This is a genomic window from Pseudoalteromonas ulvae UL12, from assembly GCF_014925405.1.
Classification (GTDB): domain Bacteria; phylum Pseudomonadota; class Gammaproteobacteria; order Enterobacterales; family Alteromonadaceae; genus Pseudoalteromonas; species Pseudoalteromonas ulvae.
This window is the reverse complement of sequence record NZ_AQHJ01000034.1, coordinates 265,306-285,883: the sequence shown is the minus strand read 5'-3', so window position 1 is coordinate 285,883 and position 20,578 is coordinate 265,306. Positions and strand designations below refer to the sequence as shown.

At 42.1% G+C, this 20,578-nt stretch carries 20 protein-coding genes; 5 read left to right on the top strand and 15 right to left on the bottom strand.

Annotated features, from left to right (window positions below; translation table 11 throughout):
• Nucleotides 1-93: 93 nt before the first annotated feature.
• Entirely contained in the window at nt 94-516 is a 423-nt protein-coding gene (locus PULV_RS17975) for a GNAT family N-acetyltransferase (protein WP_193332426.1), read from the bottom strand.
• Nucleotides 516-713 carry a DUF3283 family protein gene (locus tag PULV_RS17970; protein WP_086744446.1) on the bottom strand — a complete coding sequence of 66 codons (198 nt, stop codon included), beginning with the start codon at nt 711-713 and terminating at the stop codon, nt 516-518. The genes PULV_RS17975 and PULV_RS17970 overlap by 1 nt, the downstream gene beginning before the upstream one ends.
• A 68-nt stretch (nt 714-781) precedes the next feature.
• On the opposite strand from PULV_RS17970, the gene PULV_RS17965 reads away from it, so the two are divergent.
• Entirely contained in the window at nt 782-1,522 is a 741-nt protein-coding gene (locus PULV_RS17965; RefSeq protein ID WP_193332425.1) for a transporter substrate-binding domain-containing protein, read from the top strand.
• Nucleotides 1,523-1,546: 24 nt separating this feature from the next.
• Here the strand turns inward: PULV_RS17965 and PULV_RS17960 are convergent, their stop codons facing one another.
• From PULV_RS17960 to PULV_RS17925, 8 genes are all read right to left on the bottom strand, one after another.
• Entirely contained in the window at nt 1,547-3,130 is a 1,584-nt protein-coding gene (locus tag PULV_RS17960) for a PAS domain-containing protein (protein ID WP_193332424.1), read from the bottom strand.
• Nucleotides 3,131-3,148: 18 nt separating this feature from the next.
• Nucleotides 3,149-3,391: a DUF1289 domain-containing protein gene (locus tag PULV_RS17955; protein WP_086744443.1), complete on the bottom strand. Its 243-nt coding sequence runs from the start codon at nt 3,389-3,391 to the stop codon at nt 3,149-3,151.
• A gap of 137 nt (nt 3,392-3,528) precedes the next feature.
• The gene (locus tag PULV_RS17950) at nt 3,529-4,644 is read right to left on the bottom strand and encodes a lysophospholipid acyltransferase family protein (RefSeq protein WP_086744442.1); all 1,116 of its coding nucleotides are present in this window, start codon (nt 4,642-4,644) and stop codon (nt 3,529-3,531) included.
• 183 nt (nt 4,645-4,827) lie between these two features.
• Nucleotides 4,828-5,928, bottom strand: coding sequence for a DUF1513 domain-containing protein (locus PULV_RS17945; protein ID WP_193332423.1), 1,101 nt, complete (start codon nt 5,926-5,928; stop codon nt 4,828-4,830).
• Nucleotide 5,929: 1 nt separating this feature from the next.
• Nucleotides 5,930-7,066, bottom strand: a complete 1,137-nt coding sequence (locus PULV_RS17940) for an imelysin family protein (RefSeq protein ID WP_193332422.1) — start codon at nt 7,064-7,066, stop codon at nt 5,930-5,932.
• 21 nt (nt 7,067-7,087) lie between these two features.
• The gene (locus PULV_RS17935; RefSeq protein ID WP_193332421.1) at nt 7,088-8,491 is read right to left on the bottom strand and encodes a di-heme oxidoreductase family protein; all 1,404 of its coding nucleotides are present in this window, start codon (nt 8,489-8,491) and stop codon (nt 7,088-7,090) included.
• A gap of 5 nt (nt 8,492-8,496) precedes the next feature.
• Entirely contained in the window at nt 8,497-10,155 is a 1,659-nt protein-coding gene (locus PULV_RS17930; protein ID WP_193332420.1) for a di-heme oxidoreductase family protein, read from the bottom strand.
• A 109-nt stretch (nt 10,156-10,264) separates the two neighbouring features.
• Nucleotides 10,265-11,680: an imelysin family protein gene (locus PULV_RS17925; protein WP_193332419.1), complete on the bottom strand. Its 1,416-nt coding sequence runs from the start codon at nt 11,678-11,680 to the stop codon at nt 10,265-10,267.
• A gap of 274 nt (nt 11,681-11,954) precedes the next feature.
• On the opposite strand from PULV_RS17925, the gene PULV_RS17920 reads away from it, so the two are divergent.
• Nucleotides 11,955-12,215, top strand: coding sequence for a DUF2999 family protein (locus PULV_RS17920; RefSeq protein WP_086744437.1), 261 nt, complete (start codon nt 11,955-11,957; stop codon nt 12,213-12,215).
• 68 nt (nt 12,216-12,283) lie between these two features.
• Here the strand turns inward: PULV_RS17920 and PULV_RS17915 are convergent, their stop codons facing one another.
• Together PULV_RS17915 and PULV_RS17910 are read right to left on the bottom strand one after the other, a co-directional pair.
• Nucleotides 12,284-13,426, bottom strand: coding sequence for a PQQ-dependent sugar dehydrogenase (locus PULV_RS17915; protein WP_227009441.1), 1,143 nt, complete (start codon nt 13,424-13,426; stop codon nt 12,284-12,286).
• 51 nt (nt 13,427-13,477) lie between these two features.
• On the bottom strand, nt 13,478-14,383 hold the full coding sequence (locus tag PULV_RS17910; protein WP_086744435.1) for a polysaccharide deacetylase family protein: 906 nt from the start codon (nt 14,381-14,383) through the stop codon (nt 13,478-13,480).
• A gap of 231 nt (nt 14,384-14,614) precedes the next feature.
• Between PULV_RS17910 and PULV_RS17905 the strand changes: the two genes are divergently transcribed.
• The gene (locus PULV_RS17905) at nt 14,615-14,968 is read left to right on the top strand and encodes a hypothetical protein (protein ID WP_193332417.1); all 354 of its coding nucleotides are present in this window, start codon (nt 14,615-14,617) and stop codon (nt 14,966-14,968) included.
• A gap of 63 nt (nt 14,969-15,031) precedes the next feature.
• Here the strand turns inward: PULV_RS17905 and PULV_RS17900 are convergent, their stop codons facing one another.
• The gene (locus PULV_RS17900; protein ID WP_193332416.1) at nt 15,032-16,321 is read right to left on the bottom strand and encodes an SO_0444 family Cu/Zn efflux transporter; all 1,290 of its coding nucleotides are present in this window, start codon (nt 16,319-16,321) and stop codon (nt 15,032-15,034) included.
• Complete coding sequence (gene zntR, locus PULV_RS17895) at nt 16,305-16,718, bottom strand: Zn(2+)-responsive transcriptional regulator (RefSeq protein WP_086744431.1); 414 nt, start codon at nt 16,716-16,718, stop codon at nt 16,305-16,307. The genes PULV_RS17900 and zntR overlap by 17 nt, the downstream gene beginning before the upstream one ends.
• 120 nt (nt 16,719-16,838) lie before the next feature.
• On the opposite strand from zntR, the gene PULV_RS17890 reads away from it, so the two are divergent.
• Nucleotides 16,839-17,786: a D-2-hydroxyacid dehydrogenase gene (locus tag PULV_RS17890; RefSeq protein ID WP_193332415.1), complete on the top strand. Its 948-nt coding sequence runs from the start codon at nt 16,839-16,841 to the stop codon at nt 17,784-17,786.
• Here the strand turns inward: PULV_RS17890 and PULV_RS17885 are convergent.
• Nucleotides 17,783-18,661, bottom strand: coding sequence for a hypothetical protein (locus PULV_RS17885; RefSeq protein WP_086744429.1), 879 nt, complete (start codon nt 18,659-18,661; stop codon nt 17,783-17,785). The genes PULV_RS17890 and PULV_RS17885 overlap by 4 nt on opposite strands.
• A 120-nt stretch (nt 18,662-18,781) precedes the next feature.
• Here PULV_RS17885 and PULV_RS17880 point away from each other — a divergent pair, with 120 nt between their 5' ends.
• Nucleotides 18,782-20,566 (top strand): DUF885 domain-containing protein, encoded by a 1,785-nt coding sequence (locus PULV_RS17880; RefSeq protein ID WP_193332445.1) that lies wholly within the window; start codon nt 18,782-18,784, stop codon nt 20,564-20,566.
• Nucleotides 20,567-20,578 lie beyond the last annotated feature (12 nt).

The following is a 20,578-nucleotide window of genomic DNA, read 5'->3' as shown; positions in this document are numbered from 1 at the left end:
TTAGGCCTTTAAAAAGCAAGATTTGTAAATAGGATTAACTAATTATGAACATAAACACTGTGATTTGTAACTAAATTTGTGTGTTTTTCCACTTCAAGGCACAAAGCTCATCGCTAATAGATTACTTTGCTGTTTTTGATATTGATTGAAACGACTTGATAACGAAGTCGACAAACCATCAACTTCAGTAAAACCAAGGCTTGAATAGAAATCACGCAAATGAGAATAAGCAAAAGTGACAAGAGGCTGACTCAACTGAGACAAAATATTCAAGATAAAAAAACGAGCAAGCCCTTGCCCTCGATACGCAGGTTCAACCATGACGGTTGATAAGAAGTATTCACAGTCTATAGACTGAATACGACATGCCGCAATTATTTGCCTTCGATAATAAACAACCCATACATTGTCATGTTTTTTAGCTCGTCCTTTGGCACGGCAACGATCATAAAACTTATTGACTAAGGGAGTTTTAAGCGCATCAAGTTGAACGATTTCACACTCAGTCAATTGCATTACATCATACTTAGGTATTGCTCAAACTGGCGCTTTAAAAAATCTTGCTCGGATACAGAGCGAGAAAGAATAGTGCTATAAACAACGTCGCGGGTTTTTTTACCTTTTTTAACTTGATAAGCCCAATAAGATGCTTCATATTCTAGCTGAATTTGATATTTATCATTTCGTGATAAAAGACATAAGTTATAACTCATATACTAAAAATGCCCCACTGAGAGTATAGATATTAGCTTAGCTAGGAAGCTTACCATAACCTTTAAATATGAAAAAATACAAACATGACTCAGTCATCATTAAATTGGTCTCTATGATTTCAAATCGACTCTTATTCATTTTTGCCTTCGTTTTCACCTCTCCCTTGCTCTCTACTGAATCACTAATATTCAATCGACCTGCAGATACAGCGCAATCAAGATACGTGATTGAGTTAATTTCTCAAGCTTATCAGCAATCAGGTTATCAACTCTCTCTAGTCGATTTTCCACGAGAACGCGCATTAACTGCAGCCAATACAGGCGAGCTAGATGGGCAGCTCGCACGAGTGATTGATATTGAAAAAACCTATAACAATCTACTACGAGTGCCAACTGCGTTATTTAGCTTTCAATTACTGTTGATACACAAAAAAACACAATGTGACCCCTGCCAAATCAATGATTTTAATAAAATTAGTATTGTACCGACCTATCCCGCAGCCAATAACTTTTTAGAACAACATGGTTTTTTAGGTGAGATAGTAGAAGTCACCAGCATTAAGAGCCAACTAACTCTTTTGAATCAAGAGCTTACAGATGCGATTTTAGTATTAGATTTTCACCTTCAAGCAGAAGTCGGTACCTTGCCCGCCAATAGATATAAGGTACAACCAGTGAATAACACCTCCAGCTACCATTATATTCATAACAGTCATCCAGAGCTGCATCAACGTATATCAAGTTTACTGAAGCAATATGAAAGCAACGGTACACTCAACGCACTCAAAGCAAAACACCAAGTTAAGTAGCCAGCTTGTTCGTTGTAACTGACTTTAATCTTTTGATTTTACCGTTACAAAAAACACGCCTAACGATGAAGGTGTCGCTAACTTTTTAATCTCAACATCCACTTGAACTGTTTGGTAATCTTTACTGTAATCAAGTAATTGCCCAGTCCAAACCCCATGTTCTTCAAGAGATTGCGTAATACTTTGATAATCCAACTGCTTAGTCAAAAGTAAGTCAATCATGGGCATACGAAATCCAACAAACTGCTGTTTTTCTTTATCAAATTGCTTACATGCGTAACTGTTTAAATCCAACACGTTCCAATTTTGATCGAGCAGCCAGATAGGTTGTTCAAAACTCTCATACAAACTATGAAGTAAATTATCTTGCGCCTTTTGAAGATGGACCACAGATGCATCAGCAACAGTGAGTAACACTCCCGAATCTAAAAGCTGAATTGACACTTCGACTTGAAGCTGACCCGAAGTCGTATCTAATAACAAATGTTTCTGCGCTTTTTGTTCACTCAACGCGGCCACTTCTTTGATAAACTGTTCAAACTGCAGTAATTCCCCACTGGGTAAACGTAAAATAACTATCGATTGAATATTACGAATTAAAGCGATTTTAGTACCACGCAAAAGCGATTCAAACGCGCGATTATAAAAGATAATCTCACCACTTAAATTCGTCTTAATGACTGCCTCTGCAATGTTATCAAGTACAAAGCCATTTATTTCTTGTTGCTGATGTAAATCATTTACTGAATGCTGAAGGCGTTTGATCTCATCTTGGTGTTGCAATTTTTCATTCTCAAGATAGCTGATAACGGCTTTCAAGCGCTGCTCAAGCCGATGATAAAAATTACCATATGCGCTTAAATCAAGTTCTCGCGCTTGTTGATTACGTAAACTAAGCAAAAAGTTGCTGATTTTTTGTAAAGGTGCACTGGTAGTTCGGCGTTCTAAATAAGCGAATAACCCAGCGATTAATACCGTACACACCAATAAAATAACATCGCCTTGTTTTGCCAGTTTTAGTTTTTCTCCAAACTCATCTAGTTCGAGGTAATTTTCAGCTTTTGTTTCACGAACTAACTCCGAAAATGCCACATCAAGTGGTTTATTTTCTTCAGTCCACTGCACAAAAGAATCATTAAACTGCTCAAAGGTGAGCTCAGACGTGGTTGTTTTGGCCAACAATAAGTTGGTATTTTGCTGTAATGCCACGACTAACTCAGACAATTCAATCAGCTCGTCTAATTCTTCTTGTTCAGCTTCACGGACAAAGTCAGTGGCAAGGCTTAAGTCCGCTTCAACTGCATAACGCCATAAATTGAGCTCTTTACGTAATGAACGGATCTTAAGACGCGTAATGTCTCGGTATTTAACCACTTGTTTTTGATCTTGATTTGCATAGGCGAGTGCAAGCAGTGCCATTTCTTTTTTTGTTTCAAGGTATTCATAGGACGCTTTTTGACTACGGTGAACTTCTTCTAAATTTTGAAATAATAATGCACTCGCTCGCTCTTCAATGTACCAATTGGCCGCCATAGCAAACGAACCGAGTATAATAATCAGTGCAATGGTCAGTTTAAAATATGTGCCTGGTTTTACAGTTATAGTCATGCTTCAAATACGTAATGGTTAAAAATCAAAATCATTTTGCTTACCTTCGGCTGTCGGTTTTTTTGTGTTAGTCGCGTTCGCAGCCCGTCGCTTACGTTGTTGGCATAAAACAATCACCTGCTTTTTATCTACATCTGACATTGTTTGCCAATTAAAACGCTCATCACGACTTCTAAAACATCCTAAGCAATAGCCGCGGTTATTAGTTTGACATACACCGATACAAGGGGATGGAATTTCAAAAATTTCAATTTGTTGCATGAACCCCCCAAGCAGTATTCAGGCTTAAATAATCTTAGTAGAACTTTGTACAACTGTCAGGATGAATAATCAATACATTGGATGATTTGAACGTTTCTAAAAGTACAAAAAAAGCCGCTTTTGCGGCTTCTTAGTGCTTAACGTGACGCGAATTGCTTTGTAACGGGCTTTGCGTACATAGCCATGACCAGCTCTCTTAACTCTTCAGGCACTTGGGCCATTCGCTGTTCAAATAACGCTTTTTGACTAGCTGGGATATTCTCTAGCTGATAATTAGCCGCTAAATAATTGCCAGGATGTAAATAATAAGACGATAAAATTTGTTCATCAATTGTCTGAGCTAGTTGTTCAGGTGTATCACATCTGTCGGTTATCGGCTGACCAAAAGCGACATGCACATGTCCTTTATTAGAGCGAAATCCTTCCATGATACTTTCAATGTCTTCCCCTTGGGCTTTTTTGTACTCTCCAAACGTGCTTTTATGATAACGCTCTTTGGCTTTAGCTATGGCACATGGTTCAAATTGATATGAAATAGACACAGGAACAATTTTGAGTTCTCGTACGTAATCTGCAAAGTCTAATTTCAGTTTACGGCCATTAAGTTGAAGCATTTTTAATAAAGCAGGATCTGTTTGATCATCACCATCTTTAGTGCGCCCTTCTCGTTGCGCGATCCAGATAGAGTTATTACTTTTTAACGAATCAAAAATATAAGCCGACAGTTGCGATAACGCTCTGAGCATTTCCTTTGGCGCTTTGGCTGAACGTTTAACCACAAAGCTCTTATTTAACTTCATTAACTCTGTGATGTATGGGATCTGTAATAAATTATCACCAATCGCAATGCGCACGGTATTCATTTTATGGGTGTGTAATCCCCAATTGATAAGTGCTGGGTCAAGGGCGATATCACGGTGATTTGAAATAAATAAATACGCTTGTTGCTCGTCTAAATGCTCAAGGCCCGAAAAGGTGACTTGCGACGTGGTTTCATTTATCACTCGGCCCAAATAATGGGCGACAATATTTTGAATTTGGTCAACCGTGGTAAATTTTGACCATCGCTTTGCTAAATAACGCTTTAAAAATGGCGCAAGTAAGCCATGAAAAGGGGTTAACCAACTCGGCAGATTGTGCTTTGCGATTAGTGCAATAAAAGCATCGTCATTCACTAAACGTTGAATTGAAGCGCTGACCTCATCATCGTTGTATGGACGGATGTCTGCAAATGGATCTACTGCCTGTGTCATTACTCTTATTACACCAATTAAAAATTTGAACGCTATTCTAACCTGCTTGGTTAAACTAGGCGAAGATTAACAAATCCTACCAGTTAACATGTAGCGAAGAAAGTTAAAGTTTTTAAATGCTTATTCATCGCTTTTGCACAAAAATGTCAAAGTGTGGATTTAAAAGGACATGAGTATTGAGCGTTAACTTAACCAATTCACCATATGATTGTCCCACTTGTGCCCAGAAGCTTCAAAATGCGACAACGCACTACTCGAAAAAGGCGCAACCTGCTGTATCGCTCCTTTGCCGTTACTCAATACAAACCCGTTTTTTGTCACGCAAATACCTGCACAGTCTCTTATTGAAAACTCATCAATCAGAAGGTCTTGATTAAGATCCCAAAAACTTACAAAGCCACCACGTGGGCAACTGACCGCTGCAATATTTGCCGCCAAATCAATACTGACACTGGCCGTATACTGGTTCATTTTTTGCCAAACATCGACTGAAGAAGTGCACGCTGTGATCGGCCCACTTCCTTGTTGGGTAAACACCAGCGGATTAATATCACTGAGTTCGCCTTGAAACTGCATGCCAATTACCACTTTATTGTCTTGATTGACCGCTAAATGCCGAATACTCAATTGATGATGAGGGGGAGAAAACTGCTGTAAGATTGCGCCACTAACACCGTCCAAATAAGTAAGATTGGGTGCCATGGTTGTTAAGTTGAGTTTTTTGCGTGGCGTATCAGGGTGGGTGGCAATCCCACCATTGGCCACCACTAAAGTTTGACCATCATTTAACCACGCCAGCTGATGTGGGCCAATTCCACCACTGTCAAATTCATTAATCACCTGCAAAGATTGCGCATCTCGAGCCACAACCTTGCCCGTTTGAGTGTCATAATCATTTTCGGTCGTAAAAAGTCGTAGCCCATCAGGGCTAAAAACACCATGGCCGAAAAAGTGACGACCAGCATTCGCTTTTATAACTTGATTAAGATGGCCACGACTCAAATCAACATCAAATATGTAGTTTCCTGGGCGCCGAGAAAACACCAAAACGCGCCCAGATTCAGTGTGCGATACCGCCATATCGTGACCACGAAGCGGGAGCTCAACTTGCGCGAGCACCTTGGCTTGGTGATTAAATCGAGCTACAAAATGTCGCCCTTGCGAATTGGTGTAAGCACTAACAAACTGCTCTTCCCGTTGTTGCAATGAACAGCTTGGCAACATCATCATTCCAGCAAAACCGGCTATTGATTGGCAAAACCGACGCCGCGAAAGAGCGACCATATTAATCCCCGTCATTAGAGTTAAAGCTTGGATTAAGACCCGTTGTTTGCACAAAATCACTGGCCATAATGGTGCGCAGCGCCTTAATTTTGTTACTGAGCGCTACTAATTGGCTGCGCCCGTCATCGGTTGTGATGGCCACTTCAAGCACATCATTAACATCATTCAAAGTGGTAAAAACGCCGCTAAATGCTTCTTTGATTGCGTTATCAAGAGTCTGCGCCTGATAAATTTCTGCTAAATAATCATCAAAACCATATCCCTGGCCACCTAAGTAAATGCGCTGTAATGACAGCAAATTTTGTTCAATATTCATAAGCGAGCTTTGACTGCGATATTGCTCAGCATTGGTTATTACCCCTGGCGATAACAGATCTAGCGGTTCAGCAATTTTGTTATCCGTAATTATTTCGACTAATTCAAACCAATTTGTGAGCTGCTCTTCTAGTGCATCTTTGGTTGATACAAAATCACCGTTACCAGCGACGTATTGAGCACGAAAGTTGTCTCCTTCAGTTTGCCAGCCAGTCACGAGTTCAGTACTCAGTTGCGTCACATTGGCAGCAATAGCCATGACAGCTAAACAACGCTTCGCTTTATCTGTGGCATTGAGCAAGCTATTCTCTGATTGCTCAGCAAAAATTAAATACTCTAAGGCAGGTAAGCCCTGAGCACCATCTTGAGTATTGGCCACAACCTGTGCAGTTAAATTATCAGAGGCTAAAAGCGTTGCCACTCCTCGCGAAACAGCTGCATTGTTGTCTGGCCAAGTTTGCAAACGTGAATAGCGAAATTGCTTAAATACCGGGCCCAACTTTGTCGCACGAGTTGCATGCCAAGCTGCATTTAGCGCTAACCAACTTTGTTGTAATGCTGTCAAATCGCTTTGGTTTGCTTGACTCAGCGAGCAAAACTGCGTCGAAGCCACTTCAAATGCTTCACTGCGCTGCTGAAATTGCTGATAGTCAGGAATAATCACTTTATCGGCTAAGTCCGTTAGTATCGCACTCATCGCTTGTTCGTTTGTTTTAACCACAACAGGGGGAGGCTCAACGACCACAGGGGTACTTTGCTTGCTCCCACCGCCGCATGCCGTTAATAATGATGCGCTCAGCATCACACATAGGTATTTGTTCATATTGGTTCCTGTCAAAACTGATTAAATTTGTGTTAAGAAAAAAAGTAACGCTTGGCGCTCGCTTGCTGATAAGGCTAAATATTTCTCTTGAGATGTTTTTGCTTCACCGCCGTGCCATAAAATGGCTTCATTGATGGTTCGTGCTCGACCATCATGTAAATATGCCTGATAGCCTTGAATTCGATGCTGTAAGCCAATTCCCCAAAGTGGCGCTGTGCGCCATTCTCGGCCATTTGCCAAATGCTCACGCTTACCATCCGCTAACTCTTCTCCCATATCATGCAATGCCAAATCGGTGTAAGGCCAAATCACTTGCCCTGCTAATTCGGGTAATGAATAGTCCACCCGCGTCTTAAAGCGAGGCTGATGACAAAGGTGACAACCGAGTTGATAAAAAATTTCTCGCCCGGACTGGGCTTCGGCACTTTTTAAATTTCGAGTAGGCTGGACTGCTAATTGAGCACTCATAAATTCTGTGGTTTGCAACAACTTAGTGGGTATTTCAGGCTGCTCCTCCCCTTTAACTCGCTTTGCTTCAGCTAAACAAGCCAGCTGAGTTGATTGGCAGGTTTCTTTACGAAAGTACGGATTAGTAATCCCAATATCATTAACAAACGCACCAGCAATTTGCTGATTCAACGTAGGGTGCAAACCTTTAAAGCCAAATCGCCCGACTGACATCTCGCCCGTCAGTACATCTGGTACACGATTATAGCGGCCGCTAATTCCATCATTATTGCTATCGAACTCATCTTCAAGGCTGAGCAAATCCTGTGTATCTATCGCATCTAACAATCCCATGCCATAAATTGCCGGCGCATAACGAGGCGATATCTGCGTTTCTTGATGCAGCTCTCCCTGACTCAAATTAACGATCCGATAACTCGGTTTACGTAATTGATAACGCGTACCATCAGCAAACTGCCCTTCAATGAATTCATACTGCAATTCAACTTGTCCTTCAGCCTGTAATTTAGGTGAATTTGTCGGGGTGAGCACCGCAAATGTCTGCAACTGAGCACCATAAATAGGATCGGGTCGCTGTTGCTCGCCATGCCCTAACCGAAACAATAACGCCATCGGACTCGACACACCTTCTGTAACCAACCGACCGCGACCTCCTCGGCTATGACATGCCTTACACGAACGAGCATTATACAAAGGCCCAAGGCCATCTCTATCTGCCGTTATGGCAGGTGAAGCCACCCATGGATCACGAAAAAAAGACAGTCCATCCCAAAACTCCAATTCATGATCAATGGAAAGATTGCCAGACGGATGAATAAATGTTCGGGTATTGACCCTTTTTAAGGTTGCCTCGCCACCCGGGCGTAATTCTGAATCAGAAAATTCAGGGGCTTTTGAGGCATCGGTGCAGGCGCACAACCAAGTGATAAGAACGAGTAAACTATATTTTTTAATCATGACTGTTATAGCGAATTTAAAAATGTCAGTAACTGATCACGCTCAGTTAAAGTCATCGCTTTGAAGTTATCTTTTGCCGCGCTTGCTTCTCCACCATGCCACAACACAGCCTCACTGATTGAGCGAGCTCGGCCATCATGTAAAAAAGTCGCTCTTGGATTAACTGTTTTTACTAAACCTAGGCCCCAAAGTGGTGGTGTTTTCCATTCTGTGCCTGATGCACTGCCTTCTGGGCGATCATCTGCAAGTCCCTGACATCGTTGTACCCAATAACATTGCGCGCCGTCATCACACGCCTCTCCTTGCGCTGTTTCTCGCGCTATAAGCTCACAAGCTCCCCCCATGTCGTGCAAAAGTAAGTCAGTATAGGGATAAATAACTTGATTGCTTAAGGCTGCAATCGGTGTGCGGCTGTCAGCCAAATCGAGTAAACCCGCATCACCGAGTAAGCTTCCTTGCGCTTCGCCGGTTTTATGTCGCGGAATATGGCAACTGGCACATTGCGCATTAAAAAAGAGAGTGCGGCCAGCCAACACATCCGCTTGCCAACTTTGGCTATTGCTATCAAATCCTCGTCGCATTGGTACAGCCAATAAACGATTGTAAAACTCAACTTGCGCTAACGCTAAAGCACTTAAATCCAATCCATCTTGCTCTTTATCTTGTTCTTGAGCGGCTTGCTCAATACAAGCTGGTTGTAAGTCAGTACACGATTCTTGCGTCGCGACCACATTAGTGATCCCCATATCACCGCGATAAGCGCCTGATATTTGCTGCAACACTGAGGCTGTCACAGCCTTATAACCAAAGCGCGCTAACTTCGACTGTAAAGAAATCGGCTCAGTAACAAACACAGCTCGACCAGAAATCCCATCTTTATTCACATCATCTGCATCGGCATAACTGAGAATTGACGCTTCAGGAATGGCTTCTAACAAACCTGCGCCAAAAATGCTTGGAGTGACCCGAGGTGATAACCGCACATCTGGATTAAAATCACCATAAGATAAGTCTTTTACTTTATACGTTGGTTGGCGTAACTGATAAGGCGTGCCATCATCAAACACTCCTTCGATTAACTTATATTCAACCCACGCATACGCCTCGCCATAGGCAATACCTTCTTCTATCGCCCCTCTGTGCTTAGGTAACAAGCCTTGTGATTGACCTGTTTTTAAGCCAAATGTCTGAATTTGATCGCCATAGATAGGATCCGCATTTCCTTGCGCATCGCTGATCCGCAAAAACATACTGCTCATTGCCTCTGAAGGGTGACTTGGTACCTCACCGCGGCCATCTTTAATATGGCAGCCTTGGCAAGTCGGGTTATTAAAAAGTGGCCCTTGCCCTGCATGCACTCCCCGAAATAAATGATCGCCAGACTTAAACACACCATCGAGTTCAAAGTCACTACGGATTGCGGGAGCTGACTGACTAAACGCATCTTGATTGCTGACTATGGTGGTGACGTCCCCACCCGCTAAATGCTCAACATTATCAGGTGTGATAGGGCTAAGCGCAGCTAAACCATCGTCAGGTTGACCCGGCATCACCACACTAGGAGGAGTCACAGGAGGGATCACTTCTGTTTTTTGCTCATTACCTCCACCACCACACGCCACTAACCACACAACACAACTTACTACACAAAACTGCTTTTTCATTGTCGCCCCACGCAAGATGAAAAATAACCCATTTAACTTAATTCGCTTAACCTTTCCAATAAACGCAAAAAGCCCATCCAAATGGATGGGCTAAATATGCAAGCTAGGATTAACCGCCAAACTCGTCAGTATCACCTTCAAGATCACCTGTCGTGACTTCAAGCGCTTCGATCACTTCTTTAATAACTTGAGTTTGTGTTTTAAGTGCTTCAATCGTGTGCGTAACAGCCCCTTTTAATTCAGGCTGTTGAATTTGCACATCAAACGAATACCCTAATTTAGCTGTGGTGTCGATTACTGCAGCTTTAGCCATAGTTTCTTCAAGTGCACCGCGTAATTTATTCGCAAGTTCAGGGTGTCCTGCAACCACAAGTAAATCGTAAACACTGGCCCCTTGTAACACTTCGCCATCAAAGCGAGTGTATTGGCCATTAAAGGCATTTTGAATCCCTTTGGCATTTAAGAAAATATCACGGTGCGTATTATCTGAAAAACATGAATGCTCATCTTCTTGTGAGTCAGTACGAAGGGCAATACTCATGCGCTCGCCCGCCAATTCGCCGTAACTTAAGCGCCCCATTCCTTCTAAAATTTTAGCTAAAGACTGTTTTTGCGTTTCTGCTTGTGTAAAAGCAACATAGTGGAAGCCACTGCCTGGTGTCCACGCATCAACAACTGATTTTAAATCATCAATTAACAAGTCAGCTGCAGCTAGTAAATACTCAGCGCGGCGCAAACAAATTTCATTGGCAGCACCGGCTTCGCCAGACGTACATTGTCCCATTTGATTCTCAATCGTATAAAAATCACTGGCTTTACGATAGCCAGCAGAATAATCACGATTGGCTGTATAAGTACCGTCAGCGTTTAAATCTTGACCCCATAATAAAAACTCAATGGCGTGATATCCAGAGGTCACATTCGCTTCATCATCACCGCGCTCAAACTGCGCTTGGATCGTCGCTTTGTCGATTACAGGAAAGCTTGTTATATCAGCGATAATATTGCCACCAGCAGGGAGCGAGCTTGGGTTTTCTGGATTTTGTAAACCATCCATATCTTGGGTGTAATCAATCAAGGCTTCTGCAAGTGGCCAAGCATTAATTGCCCCCTCAGGGCCTGCTTCTGGCTCTAGTACCCAGTTGCCCGCATCATCTTTAGTTAAATTATCAATCGGCCCTTCGCGAAAACGAAAGACTTCAGATTGACCGTACGGTTCACGTGCCGCTAACCATGATTGTTTAGCTAAGGTAAAGTTTGAATCTGTAGGGTTGGCAACAAATATTGCAAGCTGTTCTTTTAATGCTTTCGCCGCAATCAATGAATCGGCATACACAGCATACGCATGTTGTGCGTTAGTGTTGATCACATCTTGCGTGGTCACAAAGACACTCGTGCCGTTAGCGCCATCTTGACCTGCAACACCTTGTGCGCCTGCCACACCGTCTTTGCCATCATCGCCGCCACATCCAGCTAAGACTGCTGCTGCAATTAAAGAAAGTGCGATATTTTTCATTGTATTCATTGCGTTCCCTTTCATTATTTAAATGATAATTAATGTTATTTGCGCCAGATGCTACACGGTAATAACAATCAGATCAATAATGATAATAACTATCGTTTAAATTAAATATAAAGAAAACTTAAATCCATTTCAGTACAAAGAATCACATAAACACCACAGAACACCTCACAATCAGAGGCGTACACGTTAAAATAAGCTCGAAGACTTTAAACCCGTGTAACATGCCCATATTAAGTAAACATCTGTGTATTAAACATTAAGAGCAAGGCCAACTATGAACCCGATTATTGCAATTTTGAAAGAGCACAATGTGAGTGAGCAACAAACCCACGAGCTGTTTCAATCTTTTACTGAAAACCCATTTATGGCGATGACATTAGTTCAGCAGCTCGGGATCGCACCTGAAAAACTACAACAGCTGATGGGCTTAGTGATGACGCAACCTAATTTAATCAAAGAAGCCGTTGAAGAGCTTGGGCTCGACTTTGCTAAAGTCGAAGAAGCCAAAGAAAAGTTAAACAGCCAAAAACATTAATGGCATTAAAAAAGGGCTGAATACTGTGTATTCAACCCTTTTTCGCGCTAACTTGTCTCAGATTATCGTTACTGAGCTTGGATCACCAAACGTTTCACGCCTTGACCATCAATGCCGATATAAATATAGCCATCATGTCCTTGTAAAATACTTCTGACTCGGCCAATGCCTTGAAATACTTTGTCTTGGCTTACAACCTTGCCTTGTGCGATCTCAAGTGCACTTAAAAACGAATACTTCATTGAGGCTAACAGCACTTTGCCTTTTAATTGCGGGTATTTGTCACTATTTACATAAGCCATATCTGAAGGGGCAATTGAGGGTGTCCACTGCAGAACTGGATTTTCCATCCCTTGTTTTTCAGTCAAATCGGTAAATTCAGTGCCACTGTAATTGACCCCATAACTCACGACAGGCCAACCATAGTTAAGTCCGGGTTTGATAAGATTCAGCTCATCACCACCTTTGGGGCCATGTTCGTGCGCCCAAAGCTGCTTTGTTGTTTGATCAAACCACATACCTTGTGGATTACGATGACCATATGACCATACCGCTTTTTTAGCGCCCGCTTGACTGACAAACGGATTATCTGTCGGCATGCGACCATCATCATGCAAACGATAAATTTTGCCGCCATCTCGAGCTAAATCTTGCGGATTGACATCACGTGCACCCCGATCGCCAATCGAAAAATACACAAAACCTTGATTATCAAATGCAATTCGGCTGCCGTAATGCTGGCCTTTTTTGCTATTCCCTTCGCCTTTATATAACAACTGAAGCTCTGTCAGTTGTGCTTTTTTGCTGTCTAATTTTGCTCGCATTAACGCAGTGTGGCTGCCCTCTCCCTTACCTTCTGAGCTTGAAAAGGTGAAATATAACCAGCCGTTGCTTTCAAACTCTGGGTGTAAGGCTAAATCGAGCAAGCCACCTTGGCCATTGACATCAATCTTAGGTAATCCTTTGATGCGGATGCCTTGCTGATCACTGCTTTGAAGTAACAACTCACCGTTACGATCACTGACTAGCAGCTGGCCTGTTGGCAACTGCACCATGGCCCAAGGGATCGATACGTTGTCGATCATTGATTGCGCTTCATAACGAATTTCTTGTTGAGGCAATTGCGTGTAGTCGACAGCAAACGCGCCGCAACTTAGAAAAGAAGTTACCAACAAAACAACCGATTTTTGATAGATTGTGGGGGTTTTCATAGTCATTCCTAAGTGAAATCAGTAATACAAACCCCGACTTTAGCACACTGATTAATCACCACTAGACAGTTGAGATGAATCACGTTTTTCTGAGTTATGTGCGCGCTGCTTCGTAATATGCGTGGCAACATTATCGATTGTATCAAGCCAATAACCATTTTTAGGGTCGTTAAAATAAGCAATTAATTGAACTAACACTTGCTCATCAACGGTATACCAGCCACTTTTCCCTACTTCATGACCAGCCAAGACAATCCACGAGTTATTCACACGCATGAATTCAATCATCTCAACCAGTTGCTCAAAGCTCATTCCGTCCATTCGGATTGCAGCCACTTGCGCCATATCAACATAATTTGGATTATTACCCGTTTCATCATTCCAAGTACGCCCTACGTTAAATTTTTCTGCGACTAGAGGGACGTAGCTTTGTGTTTTTTCACCCTGCCCAACAAATGTATGGCCACACGGATAAGCAAACCCTGTCGCTTTAACAGCGAGTTTTTCTTCAATATAACGGCTGGTGATATCCATATCTTCAGCAAGCCAATTTAAATCGATTTGCTCCAAGCCAAGGCCTTTTTGTCTGAGCCATTCAAAGTTTCCACTACAGACATGATTAGCAGTGTGATTCGCTATTTCATGTCCGTTTTTTGCTGCTTGTTGCCAGCCAGCCAAACGCTCTTCAACCGCATTAGGAACCACATAAAAAGTAGCTTTCACTCCGTATTTATCCAAAATTGGCAAACCAATATCAACTTGACTTACCCGTGCATCATCAAAGCTTAAGCTCACCGCATTTTGAGCATTATTTGGATAAACAAAACCTTGATATGCATCTTTACTGACACGCACTGTGTCGGCATGAGCCACACCTATTTGCTGGTGCGCATCAACACTAACGGCTGACGATAAAGAAGTGAGAATAAATAAGGCTGAACAAACACCAAGTTTCATAGCAATAGTTCCAGATTAATTTGATGTTGGAACTACACCATTTTTTCGTTTTATTAGATATGAGATTTATCTGAATAAAAGCTGAAGATGTGTCTATTTAAATAAAGAGACACTCTAAGATCGACTAAAACAAGTCAATTTTAACAATGCCAACTTGACAATAAAAAACACAAAACATATAGTGAAAAAAGGGACAAAAATACACATTGAATTAACTACAAGGATAGATAAATGGCTATAAAGTTATTACCCCTGATACTTATTTCCGTAGCATTAAGCGCAACAGCTGTTGCTGAAGTTCAAGTAAAAGAAATAAGCCCACTGTTATTAAAGAAGGTACTTCAAGATTCACCTGAAGTCATTGACACCATCGAGTTATTTAAAAATGATTTATCTGCACAAGGATTAGAATTTAAAATTGTGTCTATCAATCAAAAGCTAGCTATAAATAGCGGTTTAGAAAATGAGTTACAAGGAAGTTGTACGGTGAAAGGTTCGGTTGGAGGAATAGAAATAGAAGCAACCGCTCCAACTTGTAAAGAAGCATTTGATAATCTAATGGACTTAGTCGATGAATTAAAATAACTTTATGGTTCAGATTGAACAAATAAAGCGCACTCGCATAAGGAGTGCATTTTATTTTGTAACTCATAACATTGACGTTTTGAATGTATTTTTTAGCCATATAACCAACAAGCGGATCAATAAACCAGTCAGTAACATAGCCGCACTTAACTCTAGCCAATAGGGTAAAACCTCATGACCATTCGCTATGCTGGGCGCGACCACAAAACCATATTCAGCCACTAAATAATCGGTTAGATAACCGAATATTAACGCCACTCCTACGACCGCAGTTAAATATGCAGCCACGGCTCTTTTACCTAACTCGTTGGCTACCACCCCTAAGGTTGCAATGTTAGTGGCAGGACCTGCCAACATAAATACCAACACAGCACCCGGTGAAACACCTGATAACAATAAACCTGCGGCAATGGGCGTCGAAGCGGTGGCACAAATGTACATCGGGATACTCACTAAAACCATCACGGTCATCGCTAACAAACCACTTCCCCATTGCGCTAAGAATCCTTCAGGAACAAATGTTTGTACCAAGGCTGCAAAGAATAAGCCGATCAATAACCATATCGCTGTATCTTGTAATAACTTAGTGGCACTAAAGTGAAATGCTTGTTTAAGTTTGGACCATTGTGAACGGCTCTCGGGGATGGCTTTATGACTGTCACAGCAGCTTGCTTCATCTTCAGCAATTAAGGTTTTATTGCTGGGTGTCACCGGTGCACAGCAACTTGTTTGTTTCTGTTCTGGTTCAACCTTTGTTACCACTTCGGCCGTCGTACTCGCACAGCAGCTTGTCGTGTTTGGTTTCACTTCGGTTTTTGCTGCGCAGCAACTATCAGTAACTAATTGCTCCTCTTTTTCAATCGCTGTTGGCACTGATGTGCTACTTGCCTTGGTTGCACAGCATGAAGCGCTCTGTTTCTCTGGATGAGCATGCTTGTCATGTTTAGGCTCAGGCTGGTTCTCTTTACCCACCAGCACACCTGCGGTAATCGCACTGGCAATGGCTGCAATCGGTCTAATAATCGCCATAAATGGGCCCAGTAACACATACGAAACTGAAATTGAGTCAACACCTGTCTCAGGTGTCGAAACTAAAAATGCCGTGGTTGCACTTTTTGATGCCCCAGCTCGACGAAGCCCGACAGCCGCGGGGATCACTCCACATGAACACAGCGGCATTGGTGCGCCAATTAAAGCCGCTTTGACCGTAGTCCAAAACCCTTCTTTTCCTAAGTGCTTATTTAAAAAATCTTTGGGTAAATACACATTGATCAATGCTGCGATAAATAACCCCAATAATAGCCATGGAGCCGACACCATAAAAAGTTGCCAAAAATTAGTTAATAATGTCATCAACATTCTCCAATGCAGATAAAATAGAGCAATACTGAGCAGATTCTGGACCACCACAACATGATGCATGCAGTAAACTCAACGATTGATGGAAACGTTGCAGCTCTGCAATTTTATTGGCGACATCTTCCATCTTGCTGGCTGTTAAGCCTTTGACTTCAGCACAGCTATGGCTGGCTTTTTCAACATTAATCGCCAGAAGCTCTTTAATTTCGTTCAATGTAAAACCAACACTTTTTGCTCGCAGAACAAACTCTAGCTGTTTTACACTGCTTTGATCATAAATACGGTAACCAGATGCTGTTCGCTCACTAGCTTGAAGCAATTGATTTTTCTCGTAATAGCGAAGTGTATCAGTCGATACCGCTAGTTTTTTAGCTAATTGTCCAATTTGCATGCTTCCTCCCTCACTCACACCATTGTTTAGCGCCCTTGCTGAGGCGATTAATTTATTGAGCCCAGTATAAAGCTTAGAGTAAACTCCAAGGTCAACTGTTGCTATCAAAAAAAATTAAATATGAATATTGTTATTCTTGATCACGGCACACTCACTTGCGCTGACCTAACACCTCTTAAACAATTAACTCGTCATCTGACATGTTTTGAGCACACTCAACCACAACAGATCCTTGAACGCTGTAAAGATGCACAGGTCATCATTACCAATAAGGTGGTCCTTGATCAAGATACGATTAATCAATTGCCTCACTTAACGCTCATTTGTATTGCCGCAACGGGTACAAATAATGTGGACTTGAATGCAGCAAAAGCAAAGGGAGTCGCAGTGTGTAACGTAGCAGGGTATTCGACTGCCAGTGTGGTACAGCATACTTTTAGTTTGCTATTTAACTTATTAGGCAATACTCATCGCTACCTGTCCGATTGCCAACAAGGACTTTGGCAGAAAAGTACGCATTTTTGTCGACTTGACCACAGCATTGATGAAGTCGCAGATAAAACTATCGCCATTATTGGCTATGGTGAACTCGGTCAAGCCATGGCCAAAGTCGCAGAGGCTTTTGCGATGAATGTACTCATTGCCGAGCGAAGAGATCAGCCCCCGCGTGCGGGGCGTGTTTCGTTCGAAGAAGCAATTTCACAAGCGGATATTGTGTCATTGCACTGCCCACTGGCAGAACACACTTACCACCTCATAGATGAGCCAGAATTTGCCCTGATGAAACCCAGTGCTGTATTACTAAATACTGCTCGCGGTGGCATAGTCAATGAACAAGCACTCTGTGAGGCACTTGAGAAAAAAATCATCGCCGCTGCCGCGGTAGATGTGCTCAGTCAAGAGCCTGCGCAAGCTGACAACCCGCTGATGACTTATAAACAACCAAATCTGCTCTTAACTCCTCATATTGCTTGGGCAAGCACTCAGTCAGTGAATCGGTTAATCGGTCAAATCGCCCTAAATATCACCGCATTTTACCAACATCAACCACGTAATCGGGTCGTTTAACACGCAGGCATTAAGTGCAAGTGGTGCGCGCAATCCACTTGCACAATAATATCAGCTTGACTCGGTAAACAAGATTGAGCCCACAGTGTTAAGCGTTCAAAGTATTGAATAAACTCAGCAATATCGTGATCTGACATGCCCCGCCCTGTTTGCGCAATAAGCTGATGCTCTTGCTGGCACCGCCAGCGAAAGACATCATTAAAATCAGAGACTTTCAAGTAGGCATAATGCGAAAACAATGCAAAAAAGGTTTGATAATCAGCCTGTAACTCTTCATTCACTAATTGACGAAATTGCCCATCACTATCTTGTAACTGTTCAAATTGATTAACTGGCTGCTGTAACTGTTCATTAGTCTGCGCTGTCACGCCCATACACCACCCTTCAACAATCACAATATGCTGCTTGTCAGTCACGTGCTGCCATTGGGATCTGGGTTTTGGGCAATCACGGCTTTTATCAAAACGTGGGATCACACATTCATCACCTGCAACTAAAGCATGAATGTCACTAATCGCTTGTTTAATATCATGAGTACCCGGCACCCCTCTTGTTTTAAATAGAGGGTGGACTCGCTGCGCTTTATCGGCTCGCTCAGAAGGGGATAAATAATAATCATCCAACGAAACCACCAGCGTTTTTTGGTTATGTTGATGTAGAAAATACTCAGCCAAGTACGCGCTTAAGGTCGATTTTCCAGTGCCTTGTGCGCCATTTATAGCCAACAACCAAGGAGTATCATTGCAGACCTGCGCATACAAGGAAACGATATTTGCCACTATTGGAGCAACCTGCTCAATATAGTGCTTTGGCAACTGATACCGACAGATAAAACTATCTTGCCACGGTGCAAGGGGGAGAGTTTGGTGATTCATCTTAATTTGCCGCTAATACGAAGCAAGCCTCTTTTTAAATGATTGAAAATATCTTATAACAGAGTGTCGTTTAAAATAACAATTGAATAGTAGAGCCCAATAATTATGAAAAATTTGGTGATGAAACAAGCTGCACTAGGTGTTGCTCTGGCGGTAACAGTTAGTCTAACAGGCTGCCAATCCAATCAAACTTCAACAGCCAATCAACCGCTATCTTCTGCATCAGTGTCAATGCCGGAGCAGGCTTTTGCTACTTACAGCGAACAATTTATTGAACGTTTATGGAAAAACAACCCTGAATGGTCTCTTTGGGCAGGTTACGGTCAATACGACCATGTTTTAACTATCCCAAATGCTGAAAGTCGCGCGAAAGACCTCAGCAATACCCAAACTGAACTCGCTTTACTGGCAACATTTGATCTGGATCAGCTCAATCAAAATCAAAAAACAGACTACTACTTAATTAAGAATTTACTCGAGAAAAACATCTGGCAGCACACCAAATTTAAAAGCTGGCAATGGAATCCATCGTCTTACAATGTGGCCGGTGGCTTTGCTAAAATCATTAACAGCCGCTTAGAAGATGAACAAAGCAAACTTCAAAAAGTATTAGTCAGATTAGAAAACGTGCCAGCTTATTATCAAGCAGCTCAAGCAAATATTGCGACCCCAACACTTGAATACACTCAGCTGGGGATCTCACAAAATAAAGGCGCATTTTCAGTTTTTTCTGATGATTTACTTTCTCGTGCCCAAAAATCCGCGTTAAGTGATTCAGATAAAGCGTTGTTTACTGAGCGTTTCCATGCTGCAAAGCAAGCCGTGCAAGGTTATATCGATTTTTTAACCTCACTTGAAAAAGAGCTGGTTGCTAACAATTCTGCGCGCTCATTTAGAATTGGTGAAGCCTTGTATGAAGAAAAATTCGCCTTCGATATTCAATCTGGTTACAGCGCAAAACAAATGTACCAAAAGGCCGTCGCCGACAAAACACGTGTCACAGCTGAAATGGTCAAAATCACTACACAGTTGTGGCCCAAGTATTTTCCAGAACAAGCAATGCCAAATGATAATAATCAAGCGATTGCTCAGCTGATCAACCATTTAGCTGTCAAACATGTGTCGGCTGATCAGTTTGTGCCTGAGATTAAGCGCCAAATTCCAGAGTTAGAACAATTTGTGCGCGAAAAGGACTTAATTACCTTAGATGCTGATAAACCGCTTGTTGTGCGTGAAACACCAGACTATATGCGAGGTTTTGCTGGTGCTTCTATCAGCGCACCAGGCCCTTACGACAGTAAAGAGAACACGTATTACAATGTCACTCCCTTAGATGGCATGAACGCCGAACAAGCAGAATCTTATTTAAAAGAATATAACCACTGGATTTTACAAATCTTAAATATCCACGAAGCGATCCCAGGTCATTACTCGCAATTAGTCTATGCCAATAAATCCCCCTCTTTCATTAAAAGCATCTTAGGGAACGGTGCCATGATTGAAGGCTGGGCAGTTTACACCGAACGTATGATGCTAGAAGAAGGCTACGGCGACTTTGAACCTGAAATGTGGCTAATGTATTACAAGTGGAACTTACGTGTTATCTGCAACACAATTTTAGATTACAGCATTCAAGTTTTAGGCATGAATAAAGAAGAGGGCCTTGATTTACTTATGAATGGCGCATTTCAAGAGCGCACCGAAGCCGAAGGAAAATGGCGACGTGCAACTCTTAGCCAAGTTCAGCTAACGAGTTACTTTAGTGGCTATCGAGAAATCTATGATTTACGCGAACGCCAAAAACAGCAATTAGGTGAGGATTTTAACTTAAAATCATTCCACGAAACCTTCTTGAGTTTTGGTAGTTCACCGGTCAAATATATCAGCCAATTAATGGACAAATAAGCGATTTATCAC